12 protein-coding genes and 1 other RNA gene are annotated in these 16,818 nt (G+C 60.9%); 2 read left to right on the top strand and 11 right to left on the bottom strand.

Annotated features, from left to right (window positions below; all coding sequences use genetic code 11):
- Positions 1 to 7: 7 nt before the first annotated feature.
- Positions 8 to 1,597, top strand: a complete 1,590-nt coding sequence (locus BKA07_RS19270) for a sodium:solute symporter family protein (protein ID WP_342449018.1) — start codon at positions 8 to 10, stop codon at positions 1,595 to 1,597.
- Positions 1,598 to 1,897: 300 nt separating this feature from the next.
- Positions 1,898 to 3,562, top strand: coding sequence for a thiamine pyrophosphate-binding protein (locus tag BKA07_RS08550; RefSeq protein ID WP_167950533.1), 1,665 nt, complete (start codon positions 1,898 to 1,900; stop codon positions 3,560 to 3,562).
- Between the two features lie 48 nt (positions 3,563 to 3,610).
- Here BKA07_RS08550 and ssrA read toward each other — a convergent pair.
- The 11 genes from ssrA to BKA07_RS08495 all read right to left on the bottom strand — a co-directional run bounded on the left by ssrA (position 3,611) and on the right by BKA07_RS08495 (position 16,759).
- Positions 3,611 to 3,987: a transfer-messenger RNA gene (ssrA, locus tag BKA07_RS08545) on the bottom strand.
- 141 nt (positions 3,988 to 4,128) lie between these two features.
- Positions 4,129 to 4,599, bottom strand: a complete 471-nt coding sequence (gene smpB, locus BKA07_RS08540) for an SsrA-binding protein SmpB (protein ID WP_167950532.1) — start codon at positions 4,597 to 4,599, stop codon at positions 4,129 to 4,131.
- A 233-nt stretch (positions 4,600 to 4,832) separates the two neighbouring features.
- Positions 4,833 to 6,062, bottom strand: a complete 1,230-nt coding sequence (locus tag BKA07_RS08535; RefSeq protein ID WP_167950531.1) for a peptidoglycan DD-metalloendopeptidase family protein — start codon at positions 6,060 to 6,062, stop codon at positions 4,833 to 4,835.
- A 1-nt stretch (position 6,063) separates the two neighbouring features.
- Positions 6,064 to 6,978 (bottom strand): permease-like cell division protein FtsX, encoded by a 915-nt coding sequence (gene ftsX, locus BKA07_RS08530; protein ID WP_167950530.1) that lies wholly within the window; start codon positions 6,976 to 6,978, stop codon positions 6,064 to 6,066.
- A complete protein-coding gene (gene ftsE, locus BKA07_RS08525; protein ID WP_167950529.1) occupies positions 6,975 to 7,664 on the bottom strand; it encodes a cell division ATP-binding protein FtsE in 690 nt (229 codons plus the stop codon). The genes ftsX and ftsE overlap by 4 nt, the downstream gene beginning before the upstream one ends.
- A 325-nt stretch (positions 7,665 to 7,989) precedes the next feature.
- Positions 7,990 to 9,108 carry a peptide chain release factor 2 gene (gene prfB / locus BKA07_RS08520; RefSeq protein ID WP_167950528.1) on the bottom strand — a complete coding sequence of 373 codons (1,119 nt, stop codon included), beginning with the start codon at positions 9,106 to 9,108 and terminating at the stop codon, positions 7,990 to 7,992.
- 66 nt (positions 9,109 to 9,174) lie between these two features.
- Positions 9,175 to 9,513, bottom strand: a complete 339-nt coding sequence (locus tag BKA07_RS08515) for a hypothetical protein (protein WP_167950527.1) — start codon at positions 9,511 to 9,513, stop codon at positions 9,175 to 9,177.
- 308 nt (positions 9,514 to 9,821) lie between these two features.
- Entirely contained in the window at positions 9,822 to 11,273 is a 1,452-nt protein-coding gene (locus tag BKA07_RS08510; RefSeq protein WP_209043913.1) for an N-acyl-D-amino-acid deacylase family protein, read from the bottom strand.
- Between the two features lie 171 nt (positions 11,274 to 11,444).
- Positions 11,445 to 12,890: a Na+/H+ antiporter NhaC family protein gene (locus tag BKA07_RS08505; RefSeq protein ID WP_209043912.1), complete on the bottom strand. Its 1,446-nt coding sequence runs from the start codon at positions 12,888 to 12,890 to the stop codon at positions 11,445 to 11,447.
- A 1,202-nt stretch (positions 12,891 to 14,092) separates the two neighbouring features.
- Positions 14,093 to 15,283 carry a mandelate racemase/muconate lactonizing enzyme family protein gene (locus BKA07_RS08500; protein WP_167950525.1) on the bottom strand — a complete coding sequence of 397 codons (1,191 nt, stop codon included), beginning with the start codon at positions 15,281 to 15,283 and terminating at the stop codon, positions 14,093 to 14,095.
- A 123-nt stretch (positions 15,284 to 15,406) separates the two neighbouring features.
- On the bottom strand, positions 15,407 to 16,759 hold the full coding sequence (locus BKA07_RS08495; protein WP_167950524.1) for a 2-hydroxycarboxylate transporter family protein: 1,353 nt from the start codon (positions 16,757 to 16,759) through the stop codon (positions 15,407 to 15,409).
- Positions 16,760 to 16,818 lie beyond the last annotated feature (59 nt).

Below are 16,818 nucleotides of genomic sequence, written 5' to 3'. Positions count from 1 at the left end.
GGTCGACGTGGACTCTCTAGTCGTCATCATCTATCTCGCCGCCATGGTGGGATTCGGAATCTGGGGCCGGTACAAGGCAAAGAACCAGGACGATTTCCTCGTCGCGGGCCGTCGCCTGGGCGGATGGCTGTACACGGGCACGATGTCCGCGGTCGTCCTCGGCGGAGCCTCGACGATCGGCGGTGTCGGCCTCGGCTACACCTCCGGGCTGTCGGGAATGTGGCTGGTCTTCAGCATCGGCCTGGGCATCATCCTGCTCTCGCTGTTCTTCGCCCCGAAGATTCAGAAGCTGGAGATCTACACGGTCTCGCAGATGCTGGAGCTGCGGTACGGCAAGGGCTCCCGACTGGTCTCGGGCGCGATCATGACCGCCTATGGTCTGATGATCTCGACGACATCGACGGTCGCCTATGCGACGATCTTCCATGCTCTCTTCGACCTCGACAAGTTCTGGTCGGTGCTCATCGGCGGCGGCATCGTCATCCTCTATTCGATGCTCGGCGGAATGTGGTCGATCACGCTGACCGACTTCGTGCAGTTCTTCATCCAGACGATCGGAATCTTCCTCATCATGCTGCCGATCGTGTTGAGCAAGTCCGGTGGCATCACCGAGCTGTTCGCGTCACTGCCCGCCGAGCAGACCAGTCCGGTGGGAATCGGCTGGGAGGCCGTCCTCGGCTACATCCTCGTCTACACGCTGGGACTGCTCATCGGCCAGGACATCTGGCAGCGCGTGTTCACCGCACGCAGCCCGGGCGTGGCCAGGTGGGGCGGACTTTCGGCAGGCGTCTACTGCCTCCTCTACGCCGTGGCCGGTGCGCTCATCGGCATGGCCGCGACCAAGATCGTGCCCGGCATCGAGGTCCAAGACGATGTGTTCGTCGCCGTCGTCGACGCTGCCATGTCGCCCCTGATGGGCGGGCTCGTGCTCGCGGCAGCACTCGCCGCGATGATGTCCACTGCCTCGGGATCGCTGATGGCGGCCTCGACCGTGTGCCGTCAGGACATCGTCGAACCTCTGCTGGCCCGCAAGGACGTCGTTCCGGTCACGGAGGATCACTCGGCGGCCGACGGCGTGGCGGCGAACGGCGTGGCGACCGACGGCGTGGCGGGTGAGACTGCCTCCGCAGGCACCACTGGCACCGACGCGATGTCCGGCGGGACTGCCAACGGGGACTCCAGTTTGGGAACGAAGTCGGCCCTCGTCCGATCCCTGGTCCGCGAGACCGGGGATGAGATCCGCGATTCCCGGATCTACCTCATCGGCCTCGGCGTCGTCACCCTCATCCTCGCAAATATCATGCCCAGCGTCGTCGAGGCTCTGACCGTGGCCTACAACCTGCTGGTGACCGGACTGTTCATCCCCATCCTCGGCGGTCTGGTCTTCAAGCGCGGAACGATCGTCGGCGTCATGGCCGGCATGATCCTCGGTGCGCTCACCACGATCATCGTCATGATCACGATGGGCATCTACTCGAGTGAAGCCATCTACCTCGGCCTCATCGCCTCGCTGCTCGGCTACGTCATCGGTTCCCTGGTGTCGAAACCGACCGATCCGGCGATCATGGCAGCGTGGAAGGAACGCCTGAACCGCTGAGCCGCCGAGAAACGCACGCGGTACCGAATAACGCCGGTGCGCGTGCGTTTGTCGATACTCAACCCGTGCTTCGGCGATCGGCACTGTCGCGGTGCACCCACCGTCGCGGTGCACCGCCCGAACTTGGTCAAGGGACCACCTCTCGCCTATATTCGTAGAGTCAGGCCGGTGCCAACGTCGAATCCGGTTGATACCGAGAAGCCGGCGCTCGAAAAAGGAGCGCGAAGCCGCGGAACACGCGTGTGAGACATATATGGATCGCTCTTTCCATATCTCAATCTCATTCGCGAAAGGTCTCCCATGGCCCACACATCGGCTCACGTCGCGCACACTCTGGCCTGCCACATCGATGAGGTCTTCGGACTCATGGGCAACGGCAACGCCTACTTCCTCGATGCCCTACTCGCCTCCACCTCGGCGACCTACACCGCCGTCAGACACGAAGCCGGTGCCGTCGTCGCAGCCGATGCGCACTTCCGCACCTCCGGGTGCCTCGCTGCCGCGACCACGACCTACGGTGCCGGATTCACGAACACGCTCACCGCCCTCGCCGAGGCGGCCCAGGCCAAGGTTCCACTCGTCCTCGTCGTCGGTGATGAGCCCACGTCCGGCCCCCGCCCCTGGGATGTCGACCAGATCGCAATGGCCTCCGCGGTGGGGGTGCGCACCTATACAGTCGGCCGTGTGGACGCCGCCGCGGCCACAATCACCGCGATCGAACACGCCGTGACGTACCGAGTGCCCGTCGTCCTCGCGATCCCCTACGATGTCGCGACCCTCGACATCGGGGAGATTCCACAGGTTCCCGGGCCCGGTCGCCGGGCTCCGCTGGCACCGTCGTCCGAGTTCGCGCAGTCCTCCCTCGACCGTCTTGCGGCTGCCCTCGCCGATGCGGAGCGTCCGCTGCTTCTGGCCGGCCGAGGTGCGTGGCTGTCCGGTGCCGAGGAGGAACTCGGCGCCCTGGCAGAGGCCACCGGAGCGTTGACCGCGACCACGGCTCTGGGCCGCAATGTCTTCCCGGATGCCGAGTACGACCTCGGTGTGGCCGGAGGGTTCGGGGCTCCCGACGCCATGCAGCGAGTCCGGGAGGCCGATGTCGCCGTCGTCCTCGGCGCCTCGCTCAACCAGTTCACGATGCGCTTCGGCGAGTTGTTCCATCCAACGACCGCTGTCTGGCAGATCGACACGGACGATCGTGCGACGAACGCTCGCGTCGGCGGATTCGTCCGCAGTGACGTGAAGCTGGCCGCGGGCGAACTCGTCTGTCGATTGGAAGCCTCGGGTGCGCCTGTCGGCGGATGGCGCGAGTCCGTGGACACGACGGCCGAGAGAGCCTATGAGGTAGGCACAGAATTTGCCGAGGACGGTCGTCTCGACCCGCGTGCGGCGGCCGCGCGGCTCGGGGAACTTCTACCTGAGGACCGGGTCGTCGTCTCCGACGGCGGTCACTTCATCGCATGGGCGAACATGTTCTGGGAACCCAGTGCACCCGACCGTCTGGCGATGGTCGGCACAGCATTCCAGTCCATCGGGCTCGGGTGGCACAGTGTCGCAGGAGCGGCGAGAGCCAATCAGAATTCGACGATCGTCCTCACCACCGGCGACGGCGGAGGAGCGATGGCTCTGTCCGATCTCGACACCGCCATCCGTTCGGCAGGAGGGCGAGGAATCGCCGTGGTCTTCAACGATGCCGCCTATGGTGCCGAGTTGAACCTGTACGGTCTCAAGGGTCTCAACCAATCGCCGATGCTCATCGACGAGATCGACTTCGCAGCCCTGGCCGACGCGGCCGGTGGACAGGGAGTCGAGGTACGATCGCTGGCCGATCTCGAAGTCGTCGATGAGTGGAAAGCGACTCCGGTCGGCGAACGGAGGTTCCTGCTGCTCGACCTGCGCGTCTCGGGTTCGGTCATCGCGCCGTATCAGGAGGAAGTCATCCGTGTGAACTCTCAGGTGATGGCATGACGAAGCCCCGTAGGTCTGATGAGATTCAGGCCTACGGGGCTTGTCTATAAGTGGAGATGGCGGGAATCGAACCCGCGTCCGTCGGCAGATTGTCGGGACTTCTCCGGGCGCAGTTCGTGAAATAGTTTCTTAGGTTCTGGTCCTCGCACGAACACGTGGACCAACGAACGGAGTTGAGTAAAAGTCCCTCAGATACCCTCAACGAATATCTGAAGCAGTGGCTTCCTAAGCGACGCCAGATTCTAGAGCGGAAGCAACTCTAGGCTGACGGATTCGCAGCTCGCGCTCTATCAGGCAGCGAGGGCGAAATCGGTGCGGTTGTTAGACTTAGCACCTATTGTTTGCAGAGGACATTAACGAGATGACTCTACATTCTCGGCCCGCTTCTCCCGACGCATTGTCCAACGTCGAAACCGATCATCCCCATATTCTGTTACCAAACCTGAGCAACTCGTCCACCTGACCGAACAGGCTCATTCGCTGACCAGGATAACCAGCATACCCTCTCAACACCGAGCGACCCAATTGCATTCCCGAACTCGGAAATTCAGGATGGACAACCGGTCTCAGAGGTACTGTTTAGCCTTCATCGCACGCTCGGCCTCACGTTTGTCAGTCGCCTCGCGCAGAGCCTGGCGTTTGTCCCATTCGCGCTTGCCCTTGGCCAGAGCGATCTCGACCTTGACCCGAGATCCATCGAAGTACAGCTCGAGCGGAACAAGGGTGCGCCTCGATTCCTTGACCTTCTGTGACAGCTTGAGTATCTCCTCCCGATGGAGAAGGAGCTTCCGCCGTCGACGAGCCGTATGGTTCGTCCACGTCCCCTGCAGATACTCGGGAATGTAGACGTTTTCCAACCAGGCTTCGTTCTGAAAGATCAGTGCGAAGCCGTCCCTCAGCGATGCCCTGCCCTCTCGCAGCGACTTCACCTCGGTTCCGGTGAGCACGAGGCCGGCCTCCCACGTATCTTCGATGTGATAGTCGTGGCGCGCCTTCCGGTTCCTCGCAATGACGTTCCTGCCAGTTTCCTTCGCCATGTCCGGCCTCCTTTCTCAGTCTCGGCCCAACCGTGCCCACCCGTTGAATGCCAGCCCTCTCGACTGTCCATTCGTGTGGACACGCAGACCCACAAGTCTAACTCAATGATATCGCGTACGGAAGGCCACGAAGACCATGGTCAGGGTCCCCTCGGCGAAGGTCCTCGGCGAAGATCCACCTCGACGAACATCCGCCTCGGCGAGGTCATGTGACCGGTCCCGGGACGGCGGAATCAGGAGATGTAGGGCATCGGGTCGACGTAGCCGCCGTTCTTCATGATCTCGAAGTGCAGGTGGCAACCGGTCGATGCGCCCGTCGTGCCCGAAACCGAGATGACATCACCCTTCTTGACCTTCTGCCCCGGGTGAACCTTGACCTTCGTGTTGTGGTTGTAGGTCGAGGCGATCGTATCGCCCTTGATCTTGCCGTGGGAGACGACCACGCGATTGCCATAGCCGCCTGTCCAACCGGCGCCGACGACCACACCATCACCAGCGGCGTGGATCGGGGTCCCGCAGGGGACACCGAAGTCGGTGCCGGAGTGCAGCTTCTTCGCTCCGGTGATCGGATGCACACGGTAACCGAAGGGCGATGTGGTGGGATACCCCTTTGCAGGATTGGCAAGCTCACCGTCGCCGTAGACGAATTTGCCCTTCTTCTCCTGCTCCTTCTCCCATTCTCGGACCTTCTCCGCCAAGCGGTCCTGTTCTTCCTTCTCCTTCTTCAGCTGTTCCTTCGTTGAGGCCTTGTTGTCGGAGATCGTCTCCTCGGCATCGTCCTTCGCGGAGATGAGATCGTTGAGGCTGTCGGCCTTCTTCTTCGCGTCGACCTGTGCGGCCTCCTTGGCCACCACCGCCTCGGCGGCTTCGTCCTTGAGGTCGGAGATCTCCTCCGTCACACCCGACAGGCGCTCCTCGTTGTTCTTATTCACGGCCCGCTGCTCGGAGAGATTGTCGATCGTCCGCTGCTGCGAACGGACGGCGGAATCCACGCGGCCGATCCCGCCATCGGCGCTCGTGCCCTCGGCCATCTGCAGCAGCATCGCCAGGTCCGAGGTGATCCCGGAGTTCTGGTAGGCCTGACGGCCGATGCGCGCGGCCGAGGTCTTGTGCTTGTCGATCTCCTCGGCACCGTCCTCGATCGATGTCTTGAGATCCTTCTGGGCATTCTCCGCCGAGGTGAGACGAGCGGCCATGGAGGCATCCTTCTCGATTGCCTCGGCCAGGGCGTCGTCGGCCCGCTTCGATGCGGCTTCGGCGTCGGGCAGCTTCTCCTCCGCTGCGTCACGTTCGGCGATGACTCGGGCCAGGTCCTCGTCGAGTCCTTCGAACTCCTGCTGGAGCTCCTTGACACGGTCGTCGACCTGGCTCTTGTCGTCCCGAGGATCTGCCGCCGCGAAGTTGACGGGCAGGACGAGGGCGAGCACGGCCGCGGTGATGACCAAACCGAGTCTGCGTTTCATCTCAGACCTTCGTGTATTTGTTCAGGGTGATCAGGGACGAGGCTCCGGCCATGATCACACCGATGGCGATGAGGATCGGCGCGACGATGAGGACGTTGACTCCGGAGATGAGGCTGAAGCCGGCCGCCTGGCCCTCCAGCCAACCGCTGACGCCGAAGTGGACGATGAGTCCCAGCACGCCGGCGGACAGAGTCGCCCCTATCGCCGAGGCGATGACCCCTTCGAGCAGGAACGGGAGTTGGATGAATGTGTTCGAGGCACCGACAAGGCGCATGATGCCCGTCTCGCGCCGCCTCGAGAACGCGGAGAGCCTGATGGTGGTGGCGATGAGCAGCATTGCGCACAGCAGCATGATGCCGGCGATCGCGACGGCGATGACGGTGGCGATGTTGAGGACACCGAACAGGCGGTCGAGGAGCTGGTTCTGGTCGACGACCTCCTCCACGCCCGGCGTCGAGGAGAACGACTCCTTGATGATCTCGTACTTCTCGGCGTCCTTGAGCTTGACGCGGAAGGACTCGTTCATCTCGTCCTTGGGCACGGTGCCCTCGAGGCTGGTGCCCTTGAACTGGTCCTGGAAGTGTTCGAAGGCCTCGCCCTTGTCCTCGAAGTAGACCTCATCGACGTAGGGTGCGAGTTCCGAGCTGTCCAGCTGGTCCTCGATGTTCGTCTTCTGCGTATCGGTGGCTTCGCCCTCGACGCAGTTCGTCGCCTCGGAGTCCGGTGGGCACAGGAAGATGGAGACCTGAACGCGGTCGTACCAGTAGTCCTTCATCTGCCCCACCTGCATCTGCAGCAGGATCGCGGCGCCGACGAAGAGCAGCGACACGAAGGTCACGAGCACCACAGACAGGACCATCGAGACGTTCTTGCGCAGCCCGGACCAGACCTCTGAGAGGATGAATCCGGCCCTCATGAGGCTACTCCGTACGTGCCCTCTTCGACGTCGCGGACGATGACGCCTTCGGAGAGTTCAATGACTCGTTTGCGCATCCGGTTGACGATCTCTCCGTCGTGAGTGGCCATGAGCACCGTAGTTCCGTTGCGGTTGATCTTCTCGAGCACCGACATGATGTCGGCACTGGTGGTCGGGTCGAGGTTGCCTGTGGGCTCATCGGCGAGCAGGATCCCCGGCTTGTTGACGACGGCGCGGGCGATGGCCACGCGCTGCTGTTCACCACCGGAGAGTTCGTTGGGGTAGCGCTTCTCCTTGCCCGCCAGGCCCACCGTCTCGAGGACGTCGGGGACCAGGGTCGACATGGCAGCGCGTGACTTGCCGATAACCTGGAGCGCGAAGGCGACATTGGCGAAGACGGTTTTGTTCGGCAGCAGCCGGAAGTCTTGGAACACTGTGCCGATCCCCCGACGCAGGTAGGGCACCTTCCAGCTGGGCATCCTCACGACGGATTTTCCGGCGATGTGGATCCGGCCGGTGCTCGGCACCTCTTCGCGCAGGATGAGGCGGATGACCGTGGACTTACCCGAGCCCGAAGCTCCGACGAGGAACACGAATTCGCCGCGCTCGGCCTCGAACGAGATGTCGTCGAGTGCCTTGCGGGAGCGCGCGTCGTAGGACTTCGAAACTGAGTCGAATTTGATCAAGAGGGTCTTCAATCATGTCGCGGATGGCTCGGCCGCTTCCACTGTACGTAACAGCTCCATGATGATCCGGGAGGCGCAAGGGCGTGTGTTGCGGATCTGAGGAAGTTCACAGCTGCAGGGGCGAGGAGCGGCACGGAGTGCGACGTGACCGGCGCGGTCGGGGGCGACGGCACTGAAGCGTCAGCCGTCGGGGAGATAAGTGTGGGCTCATGGTCGATTTCAGCGCTGAAATCGACCATGAGCCCACACCCACGATGTTCATGTCGGCGAACCGGGGCCAGCCCGCGGTCCGGGTCGGGCCGGCAGAGTCGGCTCGCTCCGAGGATCAGTCTTCCTCGGCGGCCATCTCCTGCTCCTTGCGCCAGCGGATGCCGGCTTCGATGAGTCCGTCGATGTCACCGTCGAAGACCGCAGAGGGGTTGTTCACCTCGTAGCCCGAACGCAGGTCCTTGACCATCTGGTACGGGTGGGTCACGTACGAGCGCATCTGGTCGCCCCAGCTGGCCTTGATGTCACCGGCGAGTTCCTTCTTCTCCGCTTCCTCCTCCTGGCGTTTGAGGTCGAGGAGGCGTGACTGCAGCACGCGCATCGCTGCTTCACGGTTCTGGATCTGGGACTTCTCGTTCTGCATGCTCACGACGACGCCGGTGGGCTCGTGAGTGATGCGCACGGCCGAGTCCGTCGTGTTCACGGACTGCCCGCCCGGGCCCGAGGACCGGTAGACGTCGATGCGAAGATCGTTCTCGTCGACCTCGACGTGGTCGGTGGACTCGATGAGCGGGACGACCTCGACGGCGGCGAAGGAGGTCTGACGACGCCCCTGATTGTCGAAAGGACTGATCCGCACTAGGCGGTGGGTGCCCGCCTCCACGGACAGAGTGCCGTAGGCATAGGGTGCGTTGACCTGGATCGTCGCGGACTTGATGCCCGCACCTTCGGCGTAGGAGGTGTCGAGCTGCTGAACGTTGTACCCGCGGTTCTCGCCCCACCGGATGTACATGCGAATGAGCATCTGCGCCCAATCGGTCGCATCGTCGCCGCCGGCACCGGAGCGCACGGTCACGACGGCCGAACGCTCATCGTATTCGTGGTTGAGCAGGGTCGAGATCTCGAGGTCGGCCAGCTGGTCGTGCAGCTTCTTGATGTCACGTTCGGCTTCCGCCTTCGAATCCTCATCGCCCTCGTCTTCGGACATCTCGATGAGAAGCTCGGCATCGTCGATGCGCACACCGAACTTCTCCAGCTTGTCCAGTGTTCCCTGCTTGTGTGCGAGCGTGGCCGAGATCTTCTGCGCCGAGTCCGGATCGTCCCAGAAGGACGGTGCGGACGCTTGCTCCGTGAGCTCGGCGACCTCTGAGCGAAGATCGTCCAGATCGGACACGTCGAGGATCGCTTTGTAAGTCTGACGGAGGTTGGCGATTTCAGCAGAATAATCAGTGGCCATAATGAAGCCAGCCTAGTACATCGGCGGCCTCAGCCTTGAATCTTCGGCCCTCGTCCCCAGCGACGATCATCGCCGAGGTGGTACGTCGATTCGCACCGCCTCGGTGAGTGGGTCCCGCCTGCCGATGACAATGGTTCTGTGAGCGCAGCGTTGGGCGTCGACCATCCTGTGTGACCCGAACGGGTGGTGCCCCGCCTCGGCGAATTCGAGTTCGACCAATCCGCCCTGCGAGCCCAGAGGGAGCGCGGACTGGTCGAGAACTAACTCCTTGTCGACGGCCGGCAGCTCGGGTGGGTCGATGACGACTGCGCTGACATCACCGCACAGGGTGAGGCCCGGCATGGTCTCATGCCGTTCGCCTTCCTCGGAATAGCAGTGGACGTGGGCCTCGACGAAGTCTGGCATTAGGAAGGCATCTCCCCCCCCCCCATCGACCACGTGTTCCGCCTCCTCGCCTGAAAGTGGGTTCCACGTCGACGTACTTCTCCCCGCTGATGAGCACCGCTCCTCGGCGATAGTTTCCGTCCCCATCGGCAAGCTTTCCTATGACTGCTCTGTCTATGTATTGGTTCATGCAGACAGTTCCCATTTGGCGTGGGAACGAGGACAATCTAATTCGCATGACGTGAGAAAATCGGGGTTCTCGGATCGCCTCGGCTTCACCGGTGTCGGCCAACTCACCGCGGGGCGTATTCACCGGTTGTCATTCGACGTCAGCGTTTCCGCAGAACGTTTCCGTACCTTTGGGCAGTGACTTGGCCGTCCTTGACCGCGATGTTCCCCCCGACGAGTACCGTCGACAATCCACTCGCCAGTTGCCAAGGATCGTCGAAGGTGGAGTTCTCGCGAACGGAGTCGGCGTCGAAAATTGCGAGGTCAGCTATCTTGCCCTGCGAGATGATGCCCCGATTCTCCATTTGCAGTCTTTCCGCAGGCTGGCTCGTCATCTTTCTCACTGCTTCTTCGAGTGTGATCAGTCCTTCTTCGCGGACATATTTGCCCAGTACTCGGACGAAGGTTCCAAACGACCGTGGGTGCGGCATCCCCTCGCCTTTGGGCCGCAACGTCCAGCCGTCACTGGCGACAGAGACGAGCGGGTGGGAAAGCACCTTCGCGACGTCGTCACGGTCCATCGCGTGGTTGACGATCCCCACGGATGCCCCGTGCGCCGAGAGGACTCGCATTGCGGCTTCCTCTGCATAGCAGCCTTCTCTTCGCCCGATCTGGGCGATCGACTCTCCGATCGCCCATGTGTAGTCGTCATCAGTGTCGCCCGCGCCGAGAGCGGCGATGACGACGCCTTCGGGATCGATGTCTTTGTCGAATCGGGCTGCCATGTCGCCAGCAATCTTCGAACGCTGTAGTGGATCGGAGAGTCGCTCAAGTAGCGTCTCCTGTCCACCGTCCATGGCGTAGCCCGGAAGCCGCGATGTCAGTCTCGTGCTCGAGGCCGTATAGGGATATACGTCAGCTTTGACATCGAGTCCACCCTCCCGCGCTTCTTCAATCCGTGCCAATGCCAGAGCCGGAGAACCATAGTTTTCCGGTCCCATTGCCTTGAGATGAGAGATCTCGAGCCTGGCTCCGGCGGCAGTGGCGGCGTTGATGGCCTCCTCGACTGCTGGAAGAAGCCGATCCGATTCGTTTCGCATATGGGTCGAATAGAGGAGACCGTACTCTGCAGCCTCAGCGACGAGGGCTGCCACCTCATTCGGCTGAGAATACATTCCGGGAGCGTAGATGAGTCCGCTGGAGAAGCCGTAGACTCCGACTTCAGCAGCTTCAGCGACTTGCCTCTTCATCGAGTCCAGCTGTTGGGAGTCCGGTGCAGCGTCGTTCGGTCCCATGACGTAGGAGCGAATGCTCGACAGCCCGACCTGAAGGGCGATATTGATGCCCGGTCCGACATCGTGCACTGCCTCAAAGAATCCACGTGCGCCAGTCCAGTCAGCGGTGAATTCTGCGTCGAGGTGCGCATTGTCTCGCTGTATCTGCGCGACCGACCGGGCCGGGAATGGCGAGGATCCACAGTTTCCGACGAGTGCGGTGGTCACGCCTTGAAGTAACTGTGTCTGTGCTGCTGGGTCCGCCATGATCGAGAAGTCAGCATGCGAATGCAGATCGATGAATCCGGGGACCAAGACCTGATCGTGGGCATCAATCATTTGACGGGCCCTGTCATCGTTGGCAGCTTCCGCCTCGTGTCTTGAAGCTGTTTCGCGTGTGCGGGCAACATATGCGATGCGGCCGTCCCGGATCCCGACTTCGCCGTGAAATCTCGGGCGTCCGGTGCCATCGACGATATGAGCGTTGGTGATGAGGAGATCGAACACTGTTTACCTCGTTTCGAAGAAGAGGAAGAGGAAATACATGATGCAGGCGGGGACCAGGAGCATCCAGCCAGTGATCAGCATGTTGCGCAGATTCGTTGATCGTGCCAGTCCCATGACTCCCACCATGTTCCCGTTGGGGAACGGTCCGTAGGTGTCGGCCTTAGAGGCAAAGAGAAGCACGATGACCCACGATCCAGCGCTCACGCCGAGGGCCGCGCCGAGGTCTCCAAAGACCTTATCGAGGAGGACGACTTGTGCTGCCGTCGCTCCGGGTACACCGACCCAACCGAGAAGCGCGATGATGATGGTGAAGACCAACGGCGATGCGGATTCGAGCTGTGCGCCGAACAAGTCCATGACGACGTCGAATGGGGCCAACATGTCAATGATGATGAAGAGCGCGGCAAGGAGCCAGAAGAGAATGAAAATGCTGACAACCTGGGAGCATCCACGGTAGATCATTGAGACGATGTCCTGAGCTCGCATCCGGCTGGCGATAGCGGTGGCGACGCCAAGCACCGGCAAGGCGAGCAGCGGGAAGGTGGTTCCAGCTGAGGTGACGGCCGCGAAGACTACCGACACAGCCAGCATTCCAAGGAATACGAAGGTAGATAGACGAGACCCAGACGCCTCAGCGGATCTCGCATCGCCTACTTCTTCGGTGGAATAGAAGTCGTCCTTCTTGGCCGTCCACCGCTGCATGAATGCCACCACCGGCACGCCGACGATGAGTGAAAGCAATGCGATGGGCCCTCCGCCGTAAAGCACGTACTGTGCATAGTTGACGTCGGCCGCTTCCATGATCGCGACGTTCGAGCCGGCGAACGGTGCGAGCGCGAGGCCCGCGCATCCACCGATGAACAGCATCGACGCAGTGGCAGACTTCGTGTATCCGAGTCGAGCCGTGATTGGGAGCAGGATCGGAGCCGCGATAGCAATGGCACCAGCCAAGGTGCCGAGCGCCGCCACAAGAATCAAACAAGAAATCATGACACCGAACACCATCATGTTCTTGCCGCTTCTCCCGAACACGTGCATGACGGTCGAGACGATGCTCTGGGCGACTCCGGTGACTTTGAGAATCTCGCCGACTCCTGCGCCGAGCATAATGATGAGACCGATGATGGTGATCTGGTCGGCTAACGAGTCACCGAGCAACGTTCCGATCTCGATGGCTCCCATTTTGGCAATGATGATCCCAGATACCACTGCGACGACGGTGGCTACGACGATGTCCATCCCGAGAATTGCCAACACGGCGTAGAGAACGATGGGGAGCAGACCCCAAAGAGTCGGGCCATCCGATATGAATGCTGCAACGACGGCCAGACCAACGCCGACGGTGGCGAGGATCCATATCAACCGTGATCGGCCAGGTGTCAGCACAGTTTCATAGGCGTTGGATGACTTCTTCTGGACTGTTGCATCTGGAGTGGCTTCGTTGCTCACTTCATTCTCCTTGTTCACGTTTTATGCCGTGTCGATCCGGTTCGCTCAGGCCATGGCTTCAGCCACGACCTCATCCGTTGTCTGCCCTCGGGACTGATGCAGGGGTTGGTGACATCTGATTTTGCACGTATTGCTGTTCGCAGTCGCCGTCGTGCTGAGCGAGCGGCGAGATCGCCTGGCTCTGTCTCGATACATGAGGAAAATTGAGGGTAGACGCCGTTGTGATGTCAGTCGTGAACATAGCTGCCATGCTATGCAATTCACCGCTGGCATAAGCCACAGCGTATTACAACACTGAGCCACATCCATTGTGATAATCTCACACCACAAGTTTGATTTCGACATTCGAGCTTGGTTCCGACATTCGAGCGGATCACGGCGCCTTCCCCAACGCTGAACTCTTCGCCTGACGTTTCATGATCTGCGTCGGTGTTGTCGCACCGAATCCGCTGCACCGTCACGTGTTCCAAAAGTGCCCTCGCACATCGTGGGGCAAGGCGCCCCGAAATTGCCTTGAACACCAACCGCCCTATCGCTCCTTCATTGACTGCCCACTGCGAGCTAGTCAATAGACGGTGGAGAGTCGAGGCTGACTACCCGACTGGTCTTCGTCGACTTTCAGCGAAGGCCGAGTCACTCACCGCATGCGACTTTTGTTCAGGGCGCGTACATTGGGATGCGTTGGATTAGGAGGCGTTGGTCACGCAATAAAGAGCGACGTGAGAGCGAAAGCGCCGGCGTGCTGTAAAGGCCGAGCGAATGGGAGTTCAACGACAAGCCGTAGCAGAAGTTCAAGTAGTCGGCTTCCCGCCCCAGCAGACGGCATCTAAGTGCAGCCACACACCGCGGTTGTGACCTGAGTCGAACCGACGTACCAGCGACGTCGTCGGCAGCCCCGGCTGAATCAATTGACACCTATCGAGAACGAAGCAACTACAGTCCCAGTTGCTCTCGCAGCATGACACATAAGTAGGCACCTCTCCTTGAATCAGGCCCAAGAAGTTGCTGTAACTCGTGGACGTGCGCGTTCCGACCCGGTCACCACGGTCAAAATGCTCTTCGACCGTAGTGGAGCACAGACCGAGGGCTCGAACAGATGCTCACCGATTGACACCTTTCACGACCGCTCACAGTAGAACGTTCTGCGTAAATCAAACCGCTGCCGCACGCCGCCGTGACCGTCGAGTTCGTCAGACCGGAATTCACTGGTCGACGACCGCACCGTCCGCCCCAAGCCGCGACAGGGTCTCCACCCGCGTGACCGGGATTCGATCCGCCAACTTGAAGTCGAGCTCTATCCCCAGGCCCGGGCCAGAGGGCACCGGTGCATAGCCACCGGCGGCTGCGGGTATCGGACTGAGCATCGCCGTCTGGTCGAATTCCTGACGCTTGCCGTCGGCTGAAGCGGTGTACCTCTCGGTTGCCGAGACTCCTGAATGGTCAGGCAGCTCCATGATTCCCAAATTGGACACTGCGCTGGAGACCTGCAAACAGGCTGCGGTGCTCACTGGGCTCAGCGGATTGTGCGGCACCACTTTCGACCCGACTGATTCTGCGATGGCGGCGATCTTCATGGCTCCAGTAATGCCTCCGGCCAAGCAGACACTGATCCGCGTGTATGCCAACGGATAGCGACTGAGCAGCATCTGGAACTCCTCGGGAGTATGCAACCGCTCCCCCGTGGCCACCGGCACTGGAACCGAGGACGCCACGTGTGTCATCGAGTCGAAGTTGTCCGGACGCACCGGATCCTCGATGAACATCGGCATCACATCTGCGACAGCGTGAGCGAAGGTGATGGATTCGCTGATGCTCAGTCGCCGATGTAGTTCGACACACAGATCAAGGCCGTCACCGACTTCGGCGCGAAGCGTCTTGAGCACGTTGACTGCCTCGCTGATGTACTGAGCGTTCGACGATTCCAGACTCTCATTGCGGTCGATGTCGAGGAACGGTGAAAGATGCCCCACCGCAGTGTAGCCCTCCGACTGTGCACCTTTGCAGTCTTCGACGAGTTCGTCAACGGTGGCTCCAGCGACGTGCTTGTACACTCGCACGCGTTCTCTCGCTGCCCCACCCAGGAGCTCGTGCACAGGAACACCGAGCCGTTTTCCCGCCAAGTCCCACAGCGCGATGTCTATGGCGCTCAAAGCCCCCATGATGACGGCACCGCGGAAGTGATACGCACGGTACATGAACTGCCAGTGATGCTCGATCTTCCGCGGGTCCTGGCCGACGAGGTATTCGGCGAATGTCTTCACCACCTCGGCGGTCGCCTCCTGATAGGCCCATGCCCCGGACTCGCCGAGCCCATACAGTCCGTCATCGGTCTCGACGCTGACATAGAGAATCCGATTGACATGAATTGGGCGAACTTCAGTAATCGTGGGCATTGAGCCTCCAAAAATGGCTGGGTTGAGTATTAACTGAGCTGGTACGACAATCCGAATGAACTTCGCAAGGTCTCACACTCGGCCTCGCGGCGCGAGGCATCGGACGGTCGAGTTCCTGTCTTCCTAGAGGAGGAAGGGAGCCATAATCGACAGAATGATGAGCATCAACGCGCCACCGAGACGGGATGCGATCTGAAGAAAAGGCATCAATTCGAGTCGGCCGGCGGCAGACAGAACGGCGACATCTCCGGAACCGCCCATATCAGCCATACCGAGCCCTCCACTGATCGATGATTCGACGAAATAGAAGCCGACGAGCATACCGGCCGCACCCGCAGCTGCAGCTGCGATGACTACGGTCACCACAACAATAAGGAGATAACGAGGATCGGATGCGATCGCGACGATAGCATCGAAGTCGACCATGCCCGCGCTGATCGAGACGAGGACTGCCGGTATCCATGCGTGCGAGATGAAGTTGTACCACTGTTCAGCACCGAGGTTGAGGCGTTCCGGAAGGAGGTTGAAAATCTTCAGCGCGGCGGCAACGATGATGATCCACACGTAGGCGTGCAGCCCCGAAACAAGGGACGACATGATCTCTCCGACCATGTAGATCGTGATCGACAGCACCAGACCGACTGTGATGTCTTTGATCGTCAACGGGGATTCGTCTGACGCCTTCGAATAGTCGAAGTCCCCCTTGCGCATCATCCGGCCCTCGCCGCTGAAGCTCTTGGCTTTCACTGTCTTGCCGATCCCGTTGAGGATTCCTGCAACGATGATGCATACGACGTTTGCGACGATGACCGCCGGGGCGATCTGTTCGAGGAACGACCCCGGTTCGCCTCCATTTGCTGATGCGAAGATCTCCGACATCGGGACTGCTCCCGCAGCCATGCCACCGCCCATTACGGGCCCCACGACCAACATGACCGCTCTCCCGACGCCGAAGCCAGTGATCATTCCCATCAACGCACCAACCAGGAAAGCCGTCAGCACACCTGCGATGATCGGAAAGAAGAAGCGCGCGCCGACGCTGACCAGCAGTTTGCGATTCATTCCGAGAATGGAACCGACGATGAGCCCTGTGACGACGAGTTCGGAGAACCCGAGTTCGTTGTAGAACGAATCCGCCAAATCGGCGAACTCCTGCGGGAACAGGCCGGTGAAGACAATGAGCGCCGGCACAACGATGCACAGCAGCGATCCCCCACCAAATGTGTTGAACACCGGGATCGAATCCCCGAGGTATTTGAGGGCACCCCCGACTATCATCGCGATCGCCATTCCACTGACGATGTTGACCGGCATGACTTTGAGGAAGACGGCAGCGATGATCACTACCAGAAAAGCCAGATAGAAGGGCCATGGGAAGCCCATGATCGTGATCTGCGAGCCGGCTTTGCGGCCGTTCGGCTCGAGAGTGGTCCTGCTGCTGCGGCGCGGTAAGGATTGTGGTTCGTTGTGCGTCATTGCATCTCCGATTTCGGGTTGGCCAAATGGCGCAACGTGGGCTCGTCGGGATGCCGTAC

The organism is Brevibacterium marinum, from assembly GCF_011927955.1.
GTDB lineage: Bacteria > Actinomycetota > Actinomycetes > Actinomycetales > Brevibacteriaceae > Brevibacterium > Brevibacterium marinum.
Note: the sequence above shows the minus strand (reverse complement) of the source record. Positions and strands in the feature narration are given on the sequence as shown.